This is a genomic window from Pantoea sp. SGAir0175 (genome assembly GCF_043547855.1).
Genome location: NZ_CP028081.1, coordinates 1498002 through 1510851 on the forward strand (window position 1 = coordinate 1498002; position 12850 = coordinate 1510851).

12 protein-coding genes and 1 tRNA gene are annotated in these 12850 nt (G+C 43.5%); 2 read left to right on the top strand and 11 right to left on the bottom strand.

Translation table 11 applies throughout. The annotated features are described in order from the left end of the window. Nucleotides 1-19: 19 nt before the first annotated feature. From C1N56_RS06830 to C1N56_RS06840, 3 genes are all read right to left on the bottom strand, one after another. The gene (locus C1N56_RS06830) at nt 20-1252 is read right to left on the bottom strand and encodes a relaxase/mobilization nuclease domain-containing protein (RefSeq protein WP_394517304.1); all 1233 of its coding nucleotides are present in this window, start codon (nt 1250-1252) and stop codon (nt 20-22) included. After that, nucleotides 1230-1616, bottom strand: a complete 387-nt coding sequence (locus C1N56_RS06835) for a hypothetical protein (RefSeq protein WP_394517305.1) — start codon at nt 1614-1616, stop codon at nt 1230-1232. Before C1N56_RS06835 ends, C1N56_RS06830 begins: the two co-directional genes overlap by 23 nt. A 180-nt stretch (nt 1617-1796) precedes the next feature. Next, on the bottom strand, nt 1797-2747 hold the full coding sequence (locus C1N56_RS06840; RefSeq protein WP_394517306.1) for a hypothetical protein: 951 nt from the start codon (nt 2745-2747) through the stop codon (nt 1797-1799). A 389-nt stretch (nt 2748-3136) separates the two neighbouring features. Between C1N56_RS06840 and C1N56_RS06845 the strand changes: the two genes are divergently transcribed. After that, nucleotides 3137-4705: an SIR2 family protein gene (locus tag C1N56_RS06845; RefSeq protein WP_394517307.1), complete on the top strand. Its 1569-nt coding sequence runs from the start codon at nt 3137-3139 to the stop codon at nt 4703-4705. Nucleotides 4706-4767: 62 nt separating this feature from the next. Here the strand turns inward: C1N56_RS06845 and C1N56_RS06850 are convergent, their stop codons facing one another. The 7 genes from C1N56_RS06850 to C1N56_RS06880 form a co-directional block, all read right to left on the bottom strand. Then, nucleotides 4768-5064 (bottom strand): DUF3223 domain-containing protein, encoded by a 297-nt coding sequence (locus tag C1N56_RS06850; RefSeq protein ID WP_394517308.1) that lies wholly within the window; start codon nt 5062-5064, stop codon nt 4768-4770. 644 nt (nt 5065-5708) lie between these two features. Then, nucleotides 5709-5837 carry a hypothetical protein gene (locus C1N56_RS06855; protein WP_394517309.1) on the bottom strand — a complete coding sequence of 43 codons (129 nt, stop codon included), beginning with the start codon at nt 5835-5837 and terminating at the stop codon, nt 5709-5711. A 585-nt stretch (nt 5838-6422) separates the two neighbouring features. Then, entirely contained in the window at nt 6423-7589 is a 1167-nt protein-coding gene (locus tag C1N56_RS06860) for a restriction endonuclease (RefSeq protein ID WP_034937977.1), read from the bottom strand. Between the two features lie 104 nt (nt 7590-7693). Then, on the bottom strand, nt 7694-8959 hold the full coding sequence (locus C1N56_RS06865) for an integrase domain-containing protein (RefSeq protein ID WP_052018814.1): 1266 nt from the start codon (nt 8957-8959) through the stop codon (nt 7694-7696). Nucleotides 8960-9177: 218 nt separating this feature from the next. Further along, nucleotides 9178-9254 (bottom strand) — tRNA-Pro (locus C1N56_RS06870). 72 nt (nt 9255-9326) lie between these two features. Then, on the bottom strand, nt 9327-11075 hold the full coding sequence (gene yejM / locus C1N56_RS06875; RefSeq protein WP_336698119.1) for an LPS biosynthesis-modulating metalloenzyme YejM: 1749 nt from the start codon (nt 11073-11075) through the stop codon (nt 9327-9329). A gap of 23 nt (nt 11076-11098) precedes the next feature. Further along, nucleotides 11099-11326 carry a YejL family protein gene (locus C1N56_RS06880; protein ID WP_021509249.1) on the bottom strand — a complete coding sequence of 76 codons (228 nt, stop codon included), beginning with the start codon at nt 11324-11326 and terminating at the stop codon, nt 11099-11101. A 158-nt stretch (nt 11327-11484) separates the two neighbouring features. On the opposite strand from C1N56_RS06880, the gene yejK reads away from it, so the two are divergent. After that, on the top strand, nt 11485-12489 hold the full coding sequence (gene yejK / locus C1N56_RS06885; RefSeq protein WP_021509250.1) for a nucleoid-associated protein YejK: 1005 nt from the start codon (nt 11485-11487) through the stop codon (nt 12487-12489). Nucleotides 12490-12553: 64 nt separating this feature from the next. On the opposite strand, the gene rplY is transcribed toward yejK, so the two are convergent. After that, a complete protein-coding gene (gene rplY / locus C1N56_RS06890; RefSeq protein ID WP_010618083.1) occupies nt 12554-12838 on the bottom strand; it encodes a 50S ribosomal protein L25 in 285 nt (94 codons plus the stop codon). Nucleotides 12839-12850 lie beyond the last annotated feature (12 nt).

Genomic DNA, 12850 nt, shown 5'->3' on the forward strand with positions numbered 1-12850 from the left:
ATGTTCTTCAGAAGGTTGGCTAGTTAGGCGTGTATGAGCTTTTTAAGAAGTCATGAGGTATTTCGTTTGAAGTTTTGAGGTCAGGCTCGGCTGATCTGACCGTGCTGATAACGGAAAATGAGGATTTTCTGTGGAGAAACGTTTTACCGGCCTTTTTAAGCAACTCTGTGAACGCTGTGAGGTAGGGAATGCTCAGTAGCCACTTTATGACTGCTGTCATGAGGTAGTCTTTGTTGCTGACTGGTTCCATTGCTGCTAGTACGCTGCTGGGAGGTGTATGTGCTTCGCAGGTTTCCGCTGTCTCAACTCTATGTTCGCGCTGTGGAGGAGGTGCAGTAACCTCTTCTGTCATGGCTGCCGTCAATAACGGCGTAGTATCCTCTTTCGTAGCCTCTGTTACTAACTCACTTGCCTCAGTCCTTCCTATAGCCGAAGCTTTCAAATCAAAAAGCAGGGGATTGTCACGTTGAGGTTCGTAGCGAAGCTTCTCTTGCAGCGTTGCCCACGAATACGCCTTTCCGAGTTGCGAAGCTTTGAAAGCTATACCTGAGTATTCGAAGGAGAAACCATTCATGCGGCCAGAACTGGCAATATTGGGAACGGGCGTTATACCGTACTCACAAAGTGCTTCAACGAAGCTCGGAATGTCATTGTGAGTACAGAGGAGTGTATCAATTGTGTTCTGCAGGAACGTCTTGGGGCTTGGCTGACCTTCGCGCTTCTCTTTCTGTTCCTCACCACGTGATAGCCTCTTATGCTTACTAGAGGGGGAAGGGCCTAGTAAAGGGGAAGGACCCTTGGTTCTGGTCAGGTCATGGGCTGACTCGAGTTCCTGGATTACCCGTGTACTAATCAGATTTTCATTTCTGCCCAAGTAGAGCTTCCCTCCTACCAGGTCGACTCTACTGGCAATGATATGAATATGTTGACCTGGCCCGTCGTCATGTATGACATAGCAGCGCAGGTGCGTATCGCTAAATCCCATACACGACATGTAGTCGTCAGCAAATGACACCCATTGCTTTGTCGTGAGTGATTCACCCTGTGGAAGGCGAAGCGAGTTGTGCCACACCGGTTTGACAACGTCTGCCCGAAGTGAAGCAGAAGCGTTGAACTCAGTAATCAGTTCAGGTGCTGAAGCGCCCAGCATGTTCCCCCCTATGACCACCGGATCAGTTTTATGGTGAACGCCCGGCTTTAACGCGTATAGAACAACTCCAGCGAAGCTCTTACCGCGTTTGATCTTCTGCATGCCCTTCATGAGAGGGGATACTCCAAAGATCGGTTGTAATGAGACGTGAGCGAAGATCAGTGATTTGACGCTTAACAGCGAAGAGTTCTGTCTTGGTCAGAGGGCTGCATGATTGCTTAGCATTCAGGTGATTAACAATCTCGTTGAGCCTATGATTTATCTCACCGAACATTTCCCAGGTTGCTCTGTTGATCTCAGGAACGACAACAGGTTGATTTTTCATGAAGCACATGCGAAGCCATTCGCCTTTGGCGTATTGTTTGCGTTCATGATCCAAAGTATTCAACTCAGCGTTATTCAGTCTAACGCTGACGCAATGAATACGTAGATTCTCTGCAAGGGGAGGGTGATAGGTGGTATCCATAGAAGCTCCTTTTCTATTTTAGATATAAGCATGTTCCATATGCTTTTGATATCTATATCAAAGTGTTCGGGATTGTCAATATGCTTTCTATAGAATATAGATAAACAAAAACCCCCACGAGGGGGGTCTAATTAGGTAGGTTTTATTAAACTTTAGTGATAACGTTCATAATTATATTCCTCATAACGATGAAACAACCTTTTTAGGTGTTATTACCAACATATAACCTTGTCCGGGTAATGTCAAGTCTTCGGGAGAAGAAAGAGGCACCCTATAAAATCCACTACTATCTTTGTAAATATTTTTTTCGTCAATCATATTATTGTAACCTATCTTATAAATATGTACCTTACACTTTTTAGTTTTGTATTTGATATTAATACCCTGTACAAATCTGACATATTCTTGTGTAAAAATAGGATCTTGAGCTATGTTTTGACGATGTAGATAAGTCCTTTCAACCAAGATTTCTTTTTTTACAGATGTATCAATCTCTATTTTTATTGTTGTAACATTCTTTTCTTTACTAGGTTCTGTGGCTTTTTCATACGGTGAGCCATTAATTAATATCTCCCTAACTTTAAAGCCATTGTCATGATCTTGATAGGAAGAAAAAATCTGCTCCATAGTTATTTTATCACAAGTTTTATTAGCAACTATTTTATTTTTTATTGTTTGAGTAATTTCTACTATATCGTCCTCTTTTAATTCGATGTTGAAAGTTATTTCAACATCTGAGTAATGATAGTCTGTCTTTATATCAAGATATCTTGTAAATATTTCATTAGTACCATTATCATGAAACTTTTCCGCTACATTTTTAAGTATAGCTTTGGTGAGTACTTTCCATTTTTCGGTAAGTTCATTGGGCTTGTTGTTCTCAGATGGATTATAAAATACATTGAAAATAACTCGTTGGAAAAATTCCGTATAAAATTTTGTTCTTGTTAGACCAGTGAATATACCTAATCCAAAAATCACAGGCCCGATTTTCATTAATAAATCTGAAATTTTAGGGAAGATCGAGCTAATTGAAAATGCAATTGCAATAATGAGAATGAATACAAAAAATATTACTTTAACTAAGTTTTCTGAAAAGTAACTCTTAATTGCATTTATAATTTCTGACATAACACGTCCTCTTAATTTTTTTGCTTTCTAACCTTTATGACCGAAGAGAAAAAAGGCAAGGCATGAATAGAACGCGTAGCTTCTATGAGTTAGCCCTTGCTAGACTAAAAAACTACGTAAAATTACAGGAAGTAAGATTTGAACACATTAATTGTTCCTTAGTAAAATAAAGAATTCTCTGCTAGGAAATGATCACTTTTCTAATGATGAAGCCTTGTAATCAAAACTTAAAATCATAAATAGAAGCATATCTTATTAATATGTGGTAAAAAGTAAAGGGGGGAGCGTGAACTATTTTATTTTATTCATTTATATCAATATCTTGTAGGTTTTGCTAGTTACCACCCTTTGTGTGTCATATAAAAAAATTTAACTTAAGGATGTATCATATGGATAGCTATCAGTTGAAAGACACATTGGTGAACATTTTCAACCAAAGAAGTGCAGGGCCTTTTCTTTTCATAGGTTCAGGATTTTCACGAAGATATATAGGCCTGCCTGACTGGAGGACATTACTATCATTTTTTTGCACCCAAAAAAAACCATTTGAGTATTATCTCTCTAGTGGTAATAGTACATATCCCACCGCTGCTCGTCTTATAGCGGAAGATTTTAATAATGAATGGTGGACCGATGATTTGTATTCTTCAAGTCGTGAAAAATTCAGTAAGAGAGTTATAGACAATACTTCCGCTATGCGTTTTGAAATATGTGACATATTGACTAAGGCTATTCAAAAGCCATTAAGTGATAGCCAATACACAAAGGAGATAAACTTACTATCCAATCTCAATGTTGATGGTCTTATCACTACAAACTGGGACTGTTTTCTTGAGCAGCTTTTTCCAGACTATAAAGTTTATACTGGGCAAAATGAATTGCTTTTCTCAAACCCACAATCAATTGCCGAAATATACAAAATTCATGGAAGCGCCCATAAGCCAAAGTCTCTGGTTTTAACTGACTATGACTATGCAGATTTTAATTTAAAGAATCCTTATCTTGCAGCAAAGCTCATAACCATTTTCGTTGAGCACCCTGTTGTTTTTCTAGGTTACTCACTATCTGATAAAAATATTAGTGATTTACTTAGTGCAATTTCTGTATGTATTGGCAGCGAGAACCTACATCAACTTCGAAATAATTTAATATTTGTTCAGCGAGAAGAAGGTATCGAGGAACCAACAGTCTCTGAAACTTATACTGCGATTGATGGCGTACAGATCCCCATTACGTTAATCCGAACTGATGATTTTTTACCAATTTATGAGGCTATAGACGAAAATAAAAGAAAAATACCTGCAAGAATATTAAGGTACTGTAAGGAAGAGCTTTATAATTTAGTTCAATCTAATGAGCCTGAGAAAAAGATCTATGTAGTAGATATTGATGAGGTCGAAAAACATGAAGATGTTGAATTTGTTGTTGGTGTGGGAGTAGCAGCCGCAAAGAAAAAAGAAGACGAAGTAGGCATGATCGGGTACACACAAATACGAAATTTGGACTTATTTGAAGATTTGCTAAAATGTAATAAAAAATATCATGCCAATAGTATTTTAGATAGTGTAATTCCTAATGCTGGAAAGCATTCGCCTAACATACCTGTTTTCAAATATTTAAAGGAAATAGGTATCGAGAGTTACGACGACTACAAAAAGTCTTCTCTTAATCTAGATAAGTGGGTTCTCCGCCAAGATAAAAGCTACCAATGTTCTACTTATTTACGGTCTTACGTAAGAAAATTTAAAGGTAAGGATGCTAAATATATAATTGAACATTGTACTCCTGAGTCAGCTGCGATCTATATTCCATTCCTTTGGGATAAAATTGATCTTGATGTTACTCGAGATTTTCTTATTGCAAGTATTGATAAAATTAACCCTGATAATTCAAGTTATGCAACTTACTTTAAAAAATTAGCTTGTTTGTATGATAAACTAAAATACGGCTGGGTGTGAAGAGTTTATATGCAAATTATTAGCCCCTGTATTTTTAATGTCAGGGGTTAATACTGAGTATCTCATCTATTAGGCTTTAAGCATTTAATAGCATGTATGAATGAGATGTCTTCTAAGTCGTTTTCCTTTTTTAAATAAAAGCATGTTGTGCCATGTGAAGCTTTACCTGTGAAAATTCCCTCAAATCCACCTCGACTCTTTTCTTCCCATTCGCTATGATTTTTAAATAAACTTAATAAAAAATCATAATCTTCTCCTTTTACAGCATTTCCTATTGTGTCTTTATTAAGGATGCGCTGAGCCTCTTTCTTGATTAATTCCTTTGTAAGAAAGCTCTTTCCTGCCACAGTGTATTTCATTTCCTGTCCTCATGAAATTGCTGAAAGTGACCGCAATGCGGTCACCAATTATTAAGCATACTGGGTTAGCTTCCAGGTAACCGACTTTCCATTATAGGGTGGGAATCGATTATTTTTTGCAATCGGCGCAGTCGTTGAAGGAGTTCCAACAACAGTCCATACTCCACTTTCAGGACATGTTCCGCCAGTAGTGCCAGTGGTTCCGAGTGGTACTTTTGACATATATCAATCTCCAGAGGTTTTGTTTTAATCGTTAACACGCATTTTTCTAACGCAGATTGACATTACCATGTTTAAAAGTGCTGTTAACTCAGTTTGAGTTAATCAATTAAAAAATTGATAGCTGGAGCGATTAAGCTTCTATAATTTGAGTTAAGTAGAAATTGCAATTCACTCTGCTTTTTATCGAAAGCTAAAATTTTTTTTGTTTAAATCTTAACTGATAGTCAGCTATAATGATCTTTTCTCCAATGGCACTTTTTTGTCGTTTTTATATTTATTTTTTTATGCTTGCGCAATATGTTGCTAAGAGTAGATTGTAATAGAGAAAAATGTGAAAATACACTTGAGAATTTACTGCTGGCTGAGCGTGCGCTATTAAAAAAAAGCCCCGAAAGGCTTTTATGCGTTTAAATTTACAATAATCATTTTTTTGAAGATTTACTAGGCTTCAGATCTGGAGTATTTCCAGGCGTGTTTTTGTTATCACGCTGGCGCTGATCAGGTTTGCCAGTTGATTCAGCAATGCGTTTTGGTCCTGTTTTAAGTGACATGATTGGTATCCTATATGTTCGAGAGGGAAATCTCTCAAGAAAAGATATATACTTACTTGCAGGTATTATCAAGTCTAATGACGGAATTATTTTTTCTTTAATAAAAGAATTATTATTAATAATTGACTGCTTTTTTTATGAGAGGATTTATGGAATGGATCTTTGGTGGGGTCATTTTATTGGCAATTATAGGCGCGATTCTGAAACCACGAAGATGTGATATATGTGGAATATTGTTTAAAAGAAACTACTACACTTGGACAATTGAAGGTCGTAAACAACATTTATGTCCTAATTGCAACAATAAAATGAGCCGGAGAGTCAGTAATAAAAGATTTACAGCCAGATTCGGATAATTAAATTATTGTAGATACTCTGTGCGGGTCTTTATTTGTTATTTTCTAAAGGTCAGGGTGGCGTAGTATCAGGATTGTATGTCCAAGATTACTAGATAACCACCCTTAATTACTTTTCCAATTTTGCACTTAGGCAGTAAAAGTTGTGCTAATTCTTTAAATGTCTTGTTTAACATCAACTCTATTAGTTTCGTGAAAACTATAGTTATTCGATTATTCGATTATTCGATTATTTGAAGTCTTCTATTATTTTTTGGTTGTAATCTTCTAGGTATTTCTGTAATTCATTTCTGTCAATCAAACGTACTTTTGCTGATTCAGCAAGTTCTTTGGCCGAATTGGTGAAATATGAATTTGTTATAACCATTGCTTCGTCACATGAGTAAAATGCCTTAGCGGAGATAGCTTGTTGTACTGCTGAATTACCAACTGAGCCAGAATAATTTTTTGCCTGAATAACAATATTTTTATCGAAACGAGTGACAAATAGATCTGCACCTTGATCTTGAGTTCTCTTAGTTTCTTTAACATCGTATCCAAGAGTTTGGAATATCTTGACTAAGAAGTCTTCAAATTCAAAACCATTCATTGAATCAACTGAGTACATATTAACATATTTATCGGGATTGAAATGTTCAAGGCGTATAGCCAATCTTTCTACCAGTATGTCAAAATATATAGTTTCACAGATTGATATATACTTTCTAACATTATCAATTGAGATCAATGGCTTGCCCGGAGTGTTTTGTGCGTTCTCATTGAATTCTAATGCAGAGAAGGCTATGTTATTGCTCCAGACAAAGTATAGAAACAATGATAGATCAGATCTAAATGTCGTTCCTGCTTCTTCAATCCATGATTTTAAAGATTCTGTTAATGTAGGTTTGATATGTCTTTTGATCTCTTTCGCAAACCCGTTATATACAGCGTTAAATGATGTAGTAAGTAAAAGCTTGTCCAAAAGCATTGGCAGCTCTTCCAATTCATTAAACCCCTTTCGAACAAGTACTTCACGAAATAATACAAAATCAGAATAAGTGCTTTTGTCTTCCGATAAATCACTTTCTGATCGCTTATCATGTGAAAACTTTGTTGTGTAAATGAAATTAGTGAAATAAGGATCCTTAAACGTTGCATATTTATCTAAAACATTCTGCAAGAGACTATTGAGTTGGGACTGCTCTTTCTTTTTCCCGAACAAGTCTTTGATAATTCCTTTTGACTGATACTGAAATTCTGGATAAAAAGAGGGATTCAGAGGGATCATTTGTTCTGAGGTAATAGGGGTGGGCGTTTTTGTGCCCCATGAATTCGTTGCAGTTGGTACTCCGCCAGAACACCAGGGACAAATAATTTCGAAAGATGTCTTGCTGCATGAGTAACACTGATAAATCATTAGGCTATTTCCTTATATAATTATTAGGCTTAGTCATGATCTTTGGATCATAAAGTTGAGTTGCTATTCTTGTAGTAGAGTACAATGTTAAATGCAAATAATTATCATACTTTTAAATCATGGTAATGATTTAATGAATCATTTTCCAATCCTGATGAAAAGCTGTAGTTGCCACTTGCTGAAAGTTCAACATGCCTTCCCCACCACGCCATCATATCTCTTCGTTGCTCTAGATATTGAGAACGGTTGTAAGCTCTTCTGACCTCATTAGTATCAATGTGTGCCAGTGCTGCTTCAATCACGTCAGGCTGAAACCCTTTCTCATTGAGAACAGTTGAGGCTATGGATCTCATACCATGCGCAACAAGGATATCTTTGAAGCCCATACGTTTCAGCGCCATGTTTGCCGTCTGACTGTTCATTGGTTCCAGTGGGTTACGGTAGCCCGGGAAAACGTGTGGTCTATGTTTACTGATAGCCTTCATGATTTCTAATACGGCAAGTGCCTGGTCAGACAACGGAACAATATGCATACGTTTCATTTTCATGCGCCCGGCAGGAATGCGCCATTCCTTTGTCTCAAAATTGATCTCGTCCCACCGGGTCATTGCTGCTTCGGCTGGCCGCGTCATAGTAAGAAGCTGCCATTCAATCAGGCAACGCGTCTGTCTGCCAATACTCGCAAATGCGAGAGCCTTCATAAGTAGGGGGAGTTGTTCGGGTGCAAGGGCAGGGCGGTGCTTTACTGTCGGCTTATGGAAGGTTCTACTGATTCTCGCAGCAGGATTGAAAGTCACTAATCCTGAATTGAGGGCGTAGTCCATGACTTCATTGATACGCTGCGTAAGACGTTTAACTGTTTCCAGCCTTCCGGCTGAGTGAGTTGGTTCAAGCGCCCCAATGAATTGCTGAGCGGTGATTTTTGCGATAGGCAATGAGCCAATGTGTGGAAACACATACTTACTTAGAGAGCGCCAGATGTCGTTTAGCGTGTGCTGGGTTAGTCCGGCAGCTTCTTTAGTCTTGAACCATAATGCAGCAACCTTTTCGAATGTGTTTTCTGTTGCTTCTCTTTGTTGAAGTCTTTGCGCCTTCCTGTGCTCTTGCGGATCAATGTCCTGCTGCAGAAGTTTTCGGAAGTCTGTACGGAACTGGCGAGCTTCTAAGAGAGAGATTTCTGGGTAGGAACCGAAGCTGAGGATAGTGCGTTTGCTTGTAAAAGGTCTGTAGTAACGGAAGCGCCAGAGTTTTGAACCGGCTGGATTGATCTGAATTTCTAGTCCGTCTCCGTCATAGAGGACGATGGCACGTTCCGAACACTTAGCGTTTTTGATTTCAGTATTTGTAAGAGGTTTAGTCTGCCTTGCCACAAAAGCTCTCCATTTCAGTCCTTAGCAGTGATAGGCATATCGCTTTTCAAGCCAATGTATGACTAAGCCTAGAGATAGGCCTATCAATCGTGGATTTCAATGTAAGACTATGGACGTCACTAGACAATAAAAAGTACAGCGGATCATGTTAACCCACTGTACTTTCTATATTTATAGTCTTGTCTGGACTTAGCTGGACAAAACTTTGAAGAGGTTGATGGTCGGCACGAGAGGATTTGAACCTCCGACCCCTGACACCCCATGACAGTGCGCTACCAGGCTGCGCTACGTGCCGAACGTGGAGGGTTATACTACTGGTTCCGTTGGCGATTGCAATATGCCGGCAGCTTAACTGCCTCATAATTAATCAGTTTGCCGTGAACCGTTTCTCTTCCGTCAGCACCTGCAACAGCAGCGCCAGCTGAGGTTTATGATCTTTCAGCTCTTTGCCCTGGGCATCGTACGCGCTGTAGTTACCGTTGTTGCTGAGCACCAGCGTCACCGTTGGCGTAGTCACCACCAGTTTGCCATCTTCACTGCTGGCGACCCAGTTATGGCTGCGCTGCGCGGCAAACAGATCTTCACCCTGTGAATAGTTAACCGGATTGGTGCGCACGTGCAGCAGGCGCTGCATCAGCGTGGTCATCACATCCTGCTGATCGGTCAGGCGATCGATGCTCTGCGCCGGGGTATTCGGCCAGTGCACCACCAGTGGTACCTGCAGCGTCGCGCGGTTGCCCGGGTTATCGCTGTTGTCGAAAGTGATGGCGCGCTGCGCCGTGATCACCACCACGGTATTCTTCAGCGCATCATTCTGCTGCAGCGTATGCAGCACCGTCGCGATTTGTTCATCCACGCCTGTCGCCTGGCGCATATAACTGCGCTGGCGCGCTTTGGTGCTGTCGCCGGTTATCGTCACGCCGTTGAGCGCGATCCACGAGAACCAGGGCGCGCCGCCTTTCTGACCATTGAGCCAGTTCTGCCACTGTGTCACCGTGGTGCTGTTAGGCTGGGTATCGGCCTGCGGCAGGCTGTAATCCGCCAGCAGCGCCTGACGGTACAGCGGCTGGCTAAAGCCATCGGAAGAGAACAGGCCGAACTGATAACCCTGGCTGTTCAGCGCGCCGAGCAGGGCAGAGGGCATGCGCGCCGCCAGCACGCCGTCCATGTAGCTGGATGAGATACCGTAGAACAGGCCGAACAGGCCTTTTTCCGGCTGCAGTCCGGCGCTGTAATGCTGGGTAAAGCGCACATTTTCACTGGCGAACTGGTTAAGCGACGGCAGCGCTTTATCCACCGTGGCATTGTTCAGGCCGTCCACCGTCAGAATCAGCAGGTTGTGGCGCGTTCCGCCATCGCGGAACGTAATATCGCTGAGCGGATACTGCACCGACAGCGCTTCCGGATCGCCCTGTTGCACCAGACGGCGCTGATACTCCTGCGCATCCAGCAGGCCGTGTCGCTCCAGAAAGCGCCGTGCGGTCATCGGATAGGAGAGCGGCAGGTTGGCACGCTGCATGGTAATCGGCCGGTAGAAGTTGGCGTCGGCCCAGATATACAGCAGATGACTGGCAAAGAAGGCGCTGATAAACAGCGCGGCCAGCGGCTTGCCAAACGAACGCCGGTTAAGGCTGCGCAGCTTTTGCCAGCTCCAGGTGGCAAATAGCATCTCAACGAGGAAAATCAGCGGTACGCTGATAAACATCAGCTGCCAGTCGCGCGCCATCTCGCTTTGATCGGGGTTGACCACCAGTTCCCACACCACCGGATTGAGGTGCAGATGGAAACGGTTGAACACCGCGCTGTCGACCATAATCAGCGTCAGCCCGGCCGTGGCGACCACGGCGGAGAGCACGCGCAGCAACCGCTGCGACATGGCGACAAACGTCAGCGGGAAGATAATCAGCAGATAAGCGGCAAACACGATAAAGCTGAAATGGCCAATCCAGCTGGTAAACGCATAAATACGGCCGGCGAGGGAAGAGGGCCAGTCGGCGACCAACAGGTAGCGGCTGCCTAAAATAAGCGCAAACAGAATATTAAACAGGGCAAACCAGTGCCCCCAGCTGATCATCTGGGAGACTTTTTCACGGTAGCGCTGCCGGTTGGTTACCATATTTATGAGGTCAAATCTGCAATTTAGTGGGCGTTGTCATCGCGCACGGAAGACTGCAGCGCTTCCGCAAACGAGCGGGCGAGGCTGCGGCGCTGGGCCGGTGCGATGTCGGTGTTGATCAAATTGGTCACCATGTTCCCCAACACCATCAGGGAAAGATCGGTTGGCGCTTTGTCTTTTTCAAGAACCTGCGCCAGCTGCGCGAGAAGCTGTTCGACGCGCGCGTCGCTGTAACGGGATGATTGTGGCATATCGTCGACTAATCAAGTGTGAAAACGCGGTATATTACCGTAACAACGCACTTTTTTCCGCAATTTTATCGCAAGCAGAACGATCAGTTTGTGCGCGCAGTTGAAAGCGGCTGCGGGCGGTGTTTGAATACGCGCCTGAGCCAAAAGGAGAGTCTACCATGAGTCTGGATATCGACCAGATTGCCCTGCATCAGTTAGTCAAACGTGATGAAAACCAGCTGGAACTGGTGCTGCGCGATACTCTGTTACCTGCCACGCAGGCGGTAGAAGAGATGGCGGAAGAGTTACACCGCGTCTATAGCGCCAAAAGCAAGGCTTACGGCCTGTTTAATGAAGACAGCGAGCTGGCGGAAGCGCTGCGCAACTGCCGTAAAGGGCAGGATGACTTCCTGGCGTTCAGCCGTGCGGCTACCGGACGCCTGCGCGACGAGCTGAGCAAATACCCGTTCGCCGAAGGCGGCGTGGTGCTGTTTCTGCACTATCGCTATCTGGCGGTGGAGTATCTGCTGGTGGCGGTGCTGAACAGCCAGTCGAGCATGCGCGTTAATGAGCAGCTCGACATCAGCAGCACGCACTATCTGGATATCAACCATGCCGATATCGTGGCGCGTATCGATCTCACCGAGTGGGAAACCAACCCGGAATCCACGCGCTACCTGACCTTCCTGCGCGGACGCGTGGGGCGCAAAGTGGCCGATTTCTTCATGGATTTCCTCGGCGCCAGCGTCGGTCTGGATACCAAAGCACAGAACCGCGGGCTGCTGCAGGCGGTAGATGATTACTGTGCCGAGTCCAGCCTGGATAAAAATGAGCGCCAGAACTATCGCCAACAGGTCTACAGCTACTGCAATGAACAGCTGCAGGCGGGCGAGGAGATTGCGCTGGAAGATCTCTCCAGCGAGCTGCCGCCACTGGGCGAAAAAACCTTTCAGGCGTTTACCCAGGAACAGGGTTATGAGCTGGAGGAACATTTCCCGGCCGACCGCAGCACCCTGCGTCAGCTGACGAAATTTGCCGGTAGCGGCGGGGGATTAACGCTTAACTTTGATGCCATGCTGCTGGGCGAGCGCATTTTCTGGGATCCGGCCACCGATACGCTGACCATCAAAGGCACGCCGCCGAATCTGCGCGATCAGCTGCAGCGTCGCACCGGCGGTCAGTGATCGCCGGATTTGCGCCATAAAAAAACGCCGCAGATGCGGCGTTTTTTCGTCAACCCGTTAGCGATTAAGCGCGAACGAAGTCGATGTGGTGCAGTTTTGGCTTGAACGGGTGACGCTGAACAGCCTGAACTTTAACTTTGGTTTCTTTACCGTCAACAACCAGAGTCAGCACGTCGCTGTAGAACTCAGGCTTAGCCTGCATGTTCATCACAGCGTCGTGGTCCAGTTCGATAGAAACCGCAGCGTCTTTACCGCCATAGATGATGGCCGGGAATTTGTTCGCTGCGCGCAGGCGGCGGCTCGCACCCTTACCCTGCTCTTTACGTACTTCTGCATTAATAGTGAACATCTTAAGATCTCT

What these genes read in the sequence shown, in the direction of transcription:
- rplY (WP_010618083.1), bottom strand. Translation starts at nt 12,838, where the DNA reads ATGTTCACTATTAATGCAGAAGTACGTAAAGAGCAGGGTAAGGGTGCG.
- yejK (WP_021509250.1), top strand. Translation starts at nt 11,485, where the DNA reads ATGAGTCTGGATATCGACCAGATTGCCCTGCATCAGTTAGTCAAACGT.
- C1N56_RS06860 (WP_034937977.1), bottom strand. Translation starts at nt 7,589, where the DNA reads ATGATTTATCAGTGTTACTCATGCAGCAAGACATCTTTCGAAATTATT.
- C1N56_RS06840 (WP_394517306.1), bottom strand. Translation starts at nt 2,747, where the DNA reads ATGTCAGAAATTATAAATGCAATTAAGAGTTACTTTTCAGAAAACTTA.
- C1N56_RS06855 (WP_394517309.1), bottom strand. Translation starts at nt 5,837, where the DNA reads ATGTCACTTAAAACAGGACCAAAACGCATTGCTGAATCAACTGGCAAA.
- yejM (WP_336698119.1), bottom strand. Translation starts at nt 11,075, where the DNA reads ATGGTAACCAACCGGCAGCGCTACCGTGAAAAAGTCTCCCAGATGATC.
- C1N56_RS06830 (WP_394517304.1), bottom strand. Translation starts at nt 1,252, where the DNA reads ATGCAGAAGATCAAACGCGGTAAGAGCTTCGCTGGAGTTGTTCTATAC.
- C1N56_RS06880 (WP_021509249.1), bottom strand. Translation starts at nt 11,326, where the DNA reads ATGCCACAATCATCCCGTTACAGCGACGCGCGCGTCGAACAGCTTCTC.
- C1N56_RS06850 (WP_394517308.1), bottom strand. Translation starts at nt 5,064, where the DNA reads ATGAAATACACTGTGGCAGGAAAGAGCTTTCTTACAAAGGAATTAATC.
- C1N56_RS06845 (WP_394517307.1), top strand. Translation starts at nt 3,137, where the DNA reads ATGGATAGCTATCAGTTGAAAGACACATTGGTGAACATTTTCAACCAA.
- C1N56_RS06835 (WP_394517305.1), bottom strand. Translation starts at nt 1,616, where the DNA reads ATGGATACCACCTATCACCCTCCCCTTGCAGAGAATCTACGTATTCAT.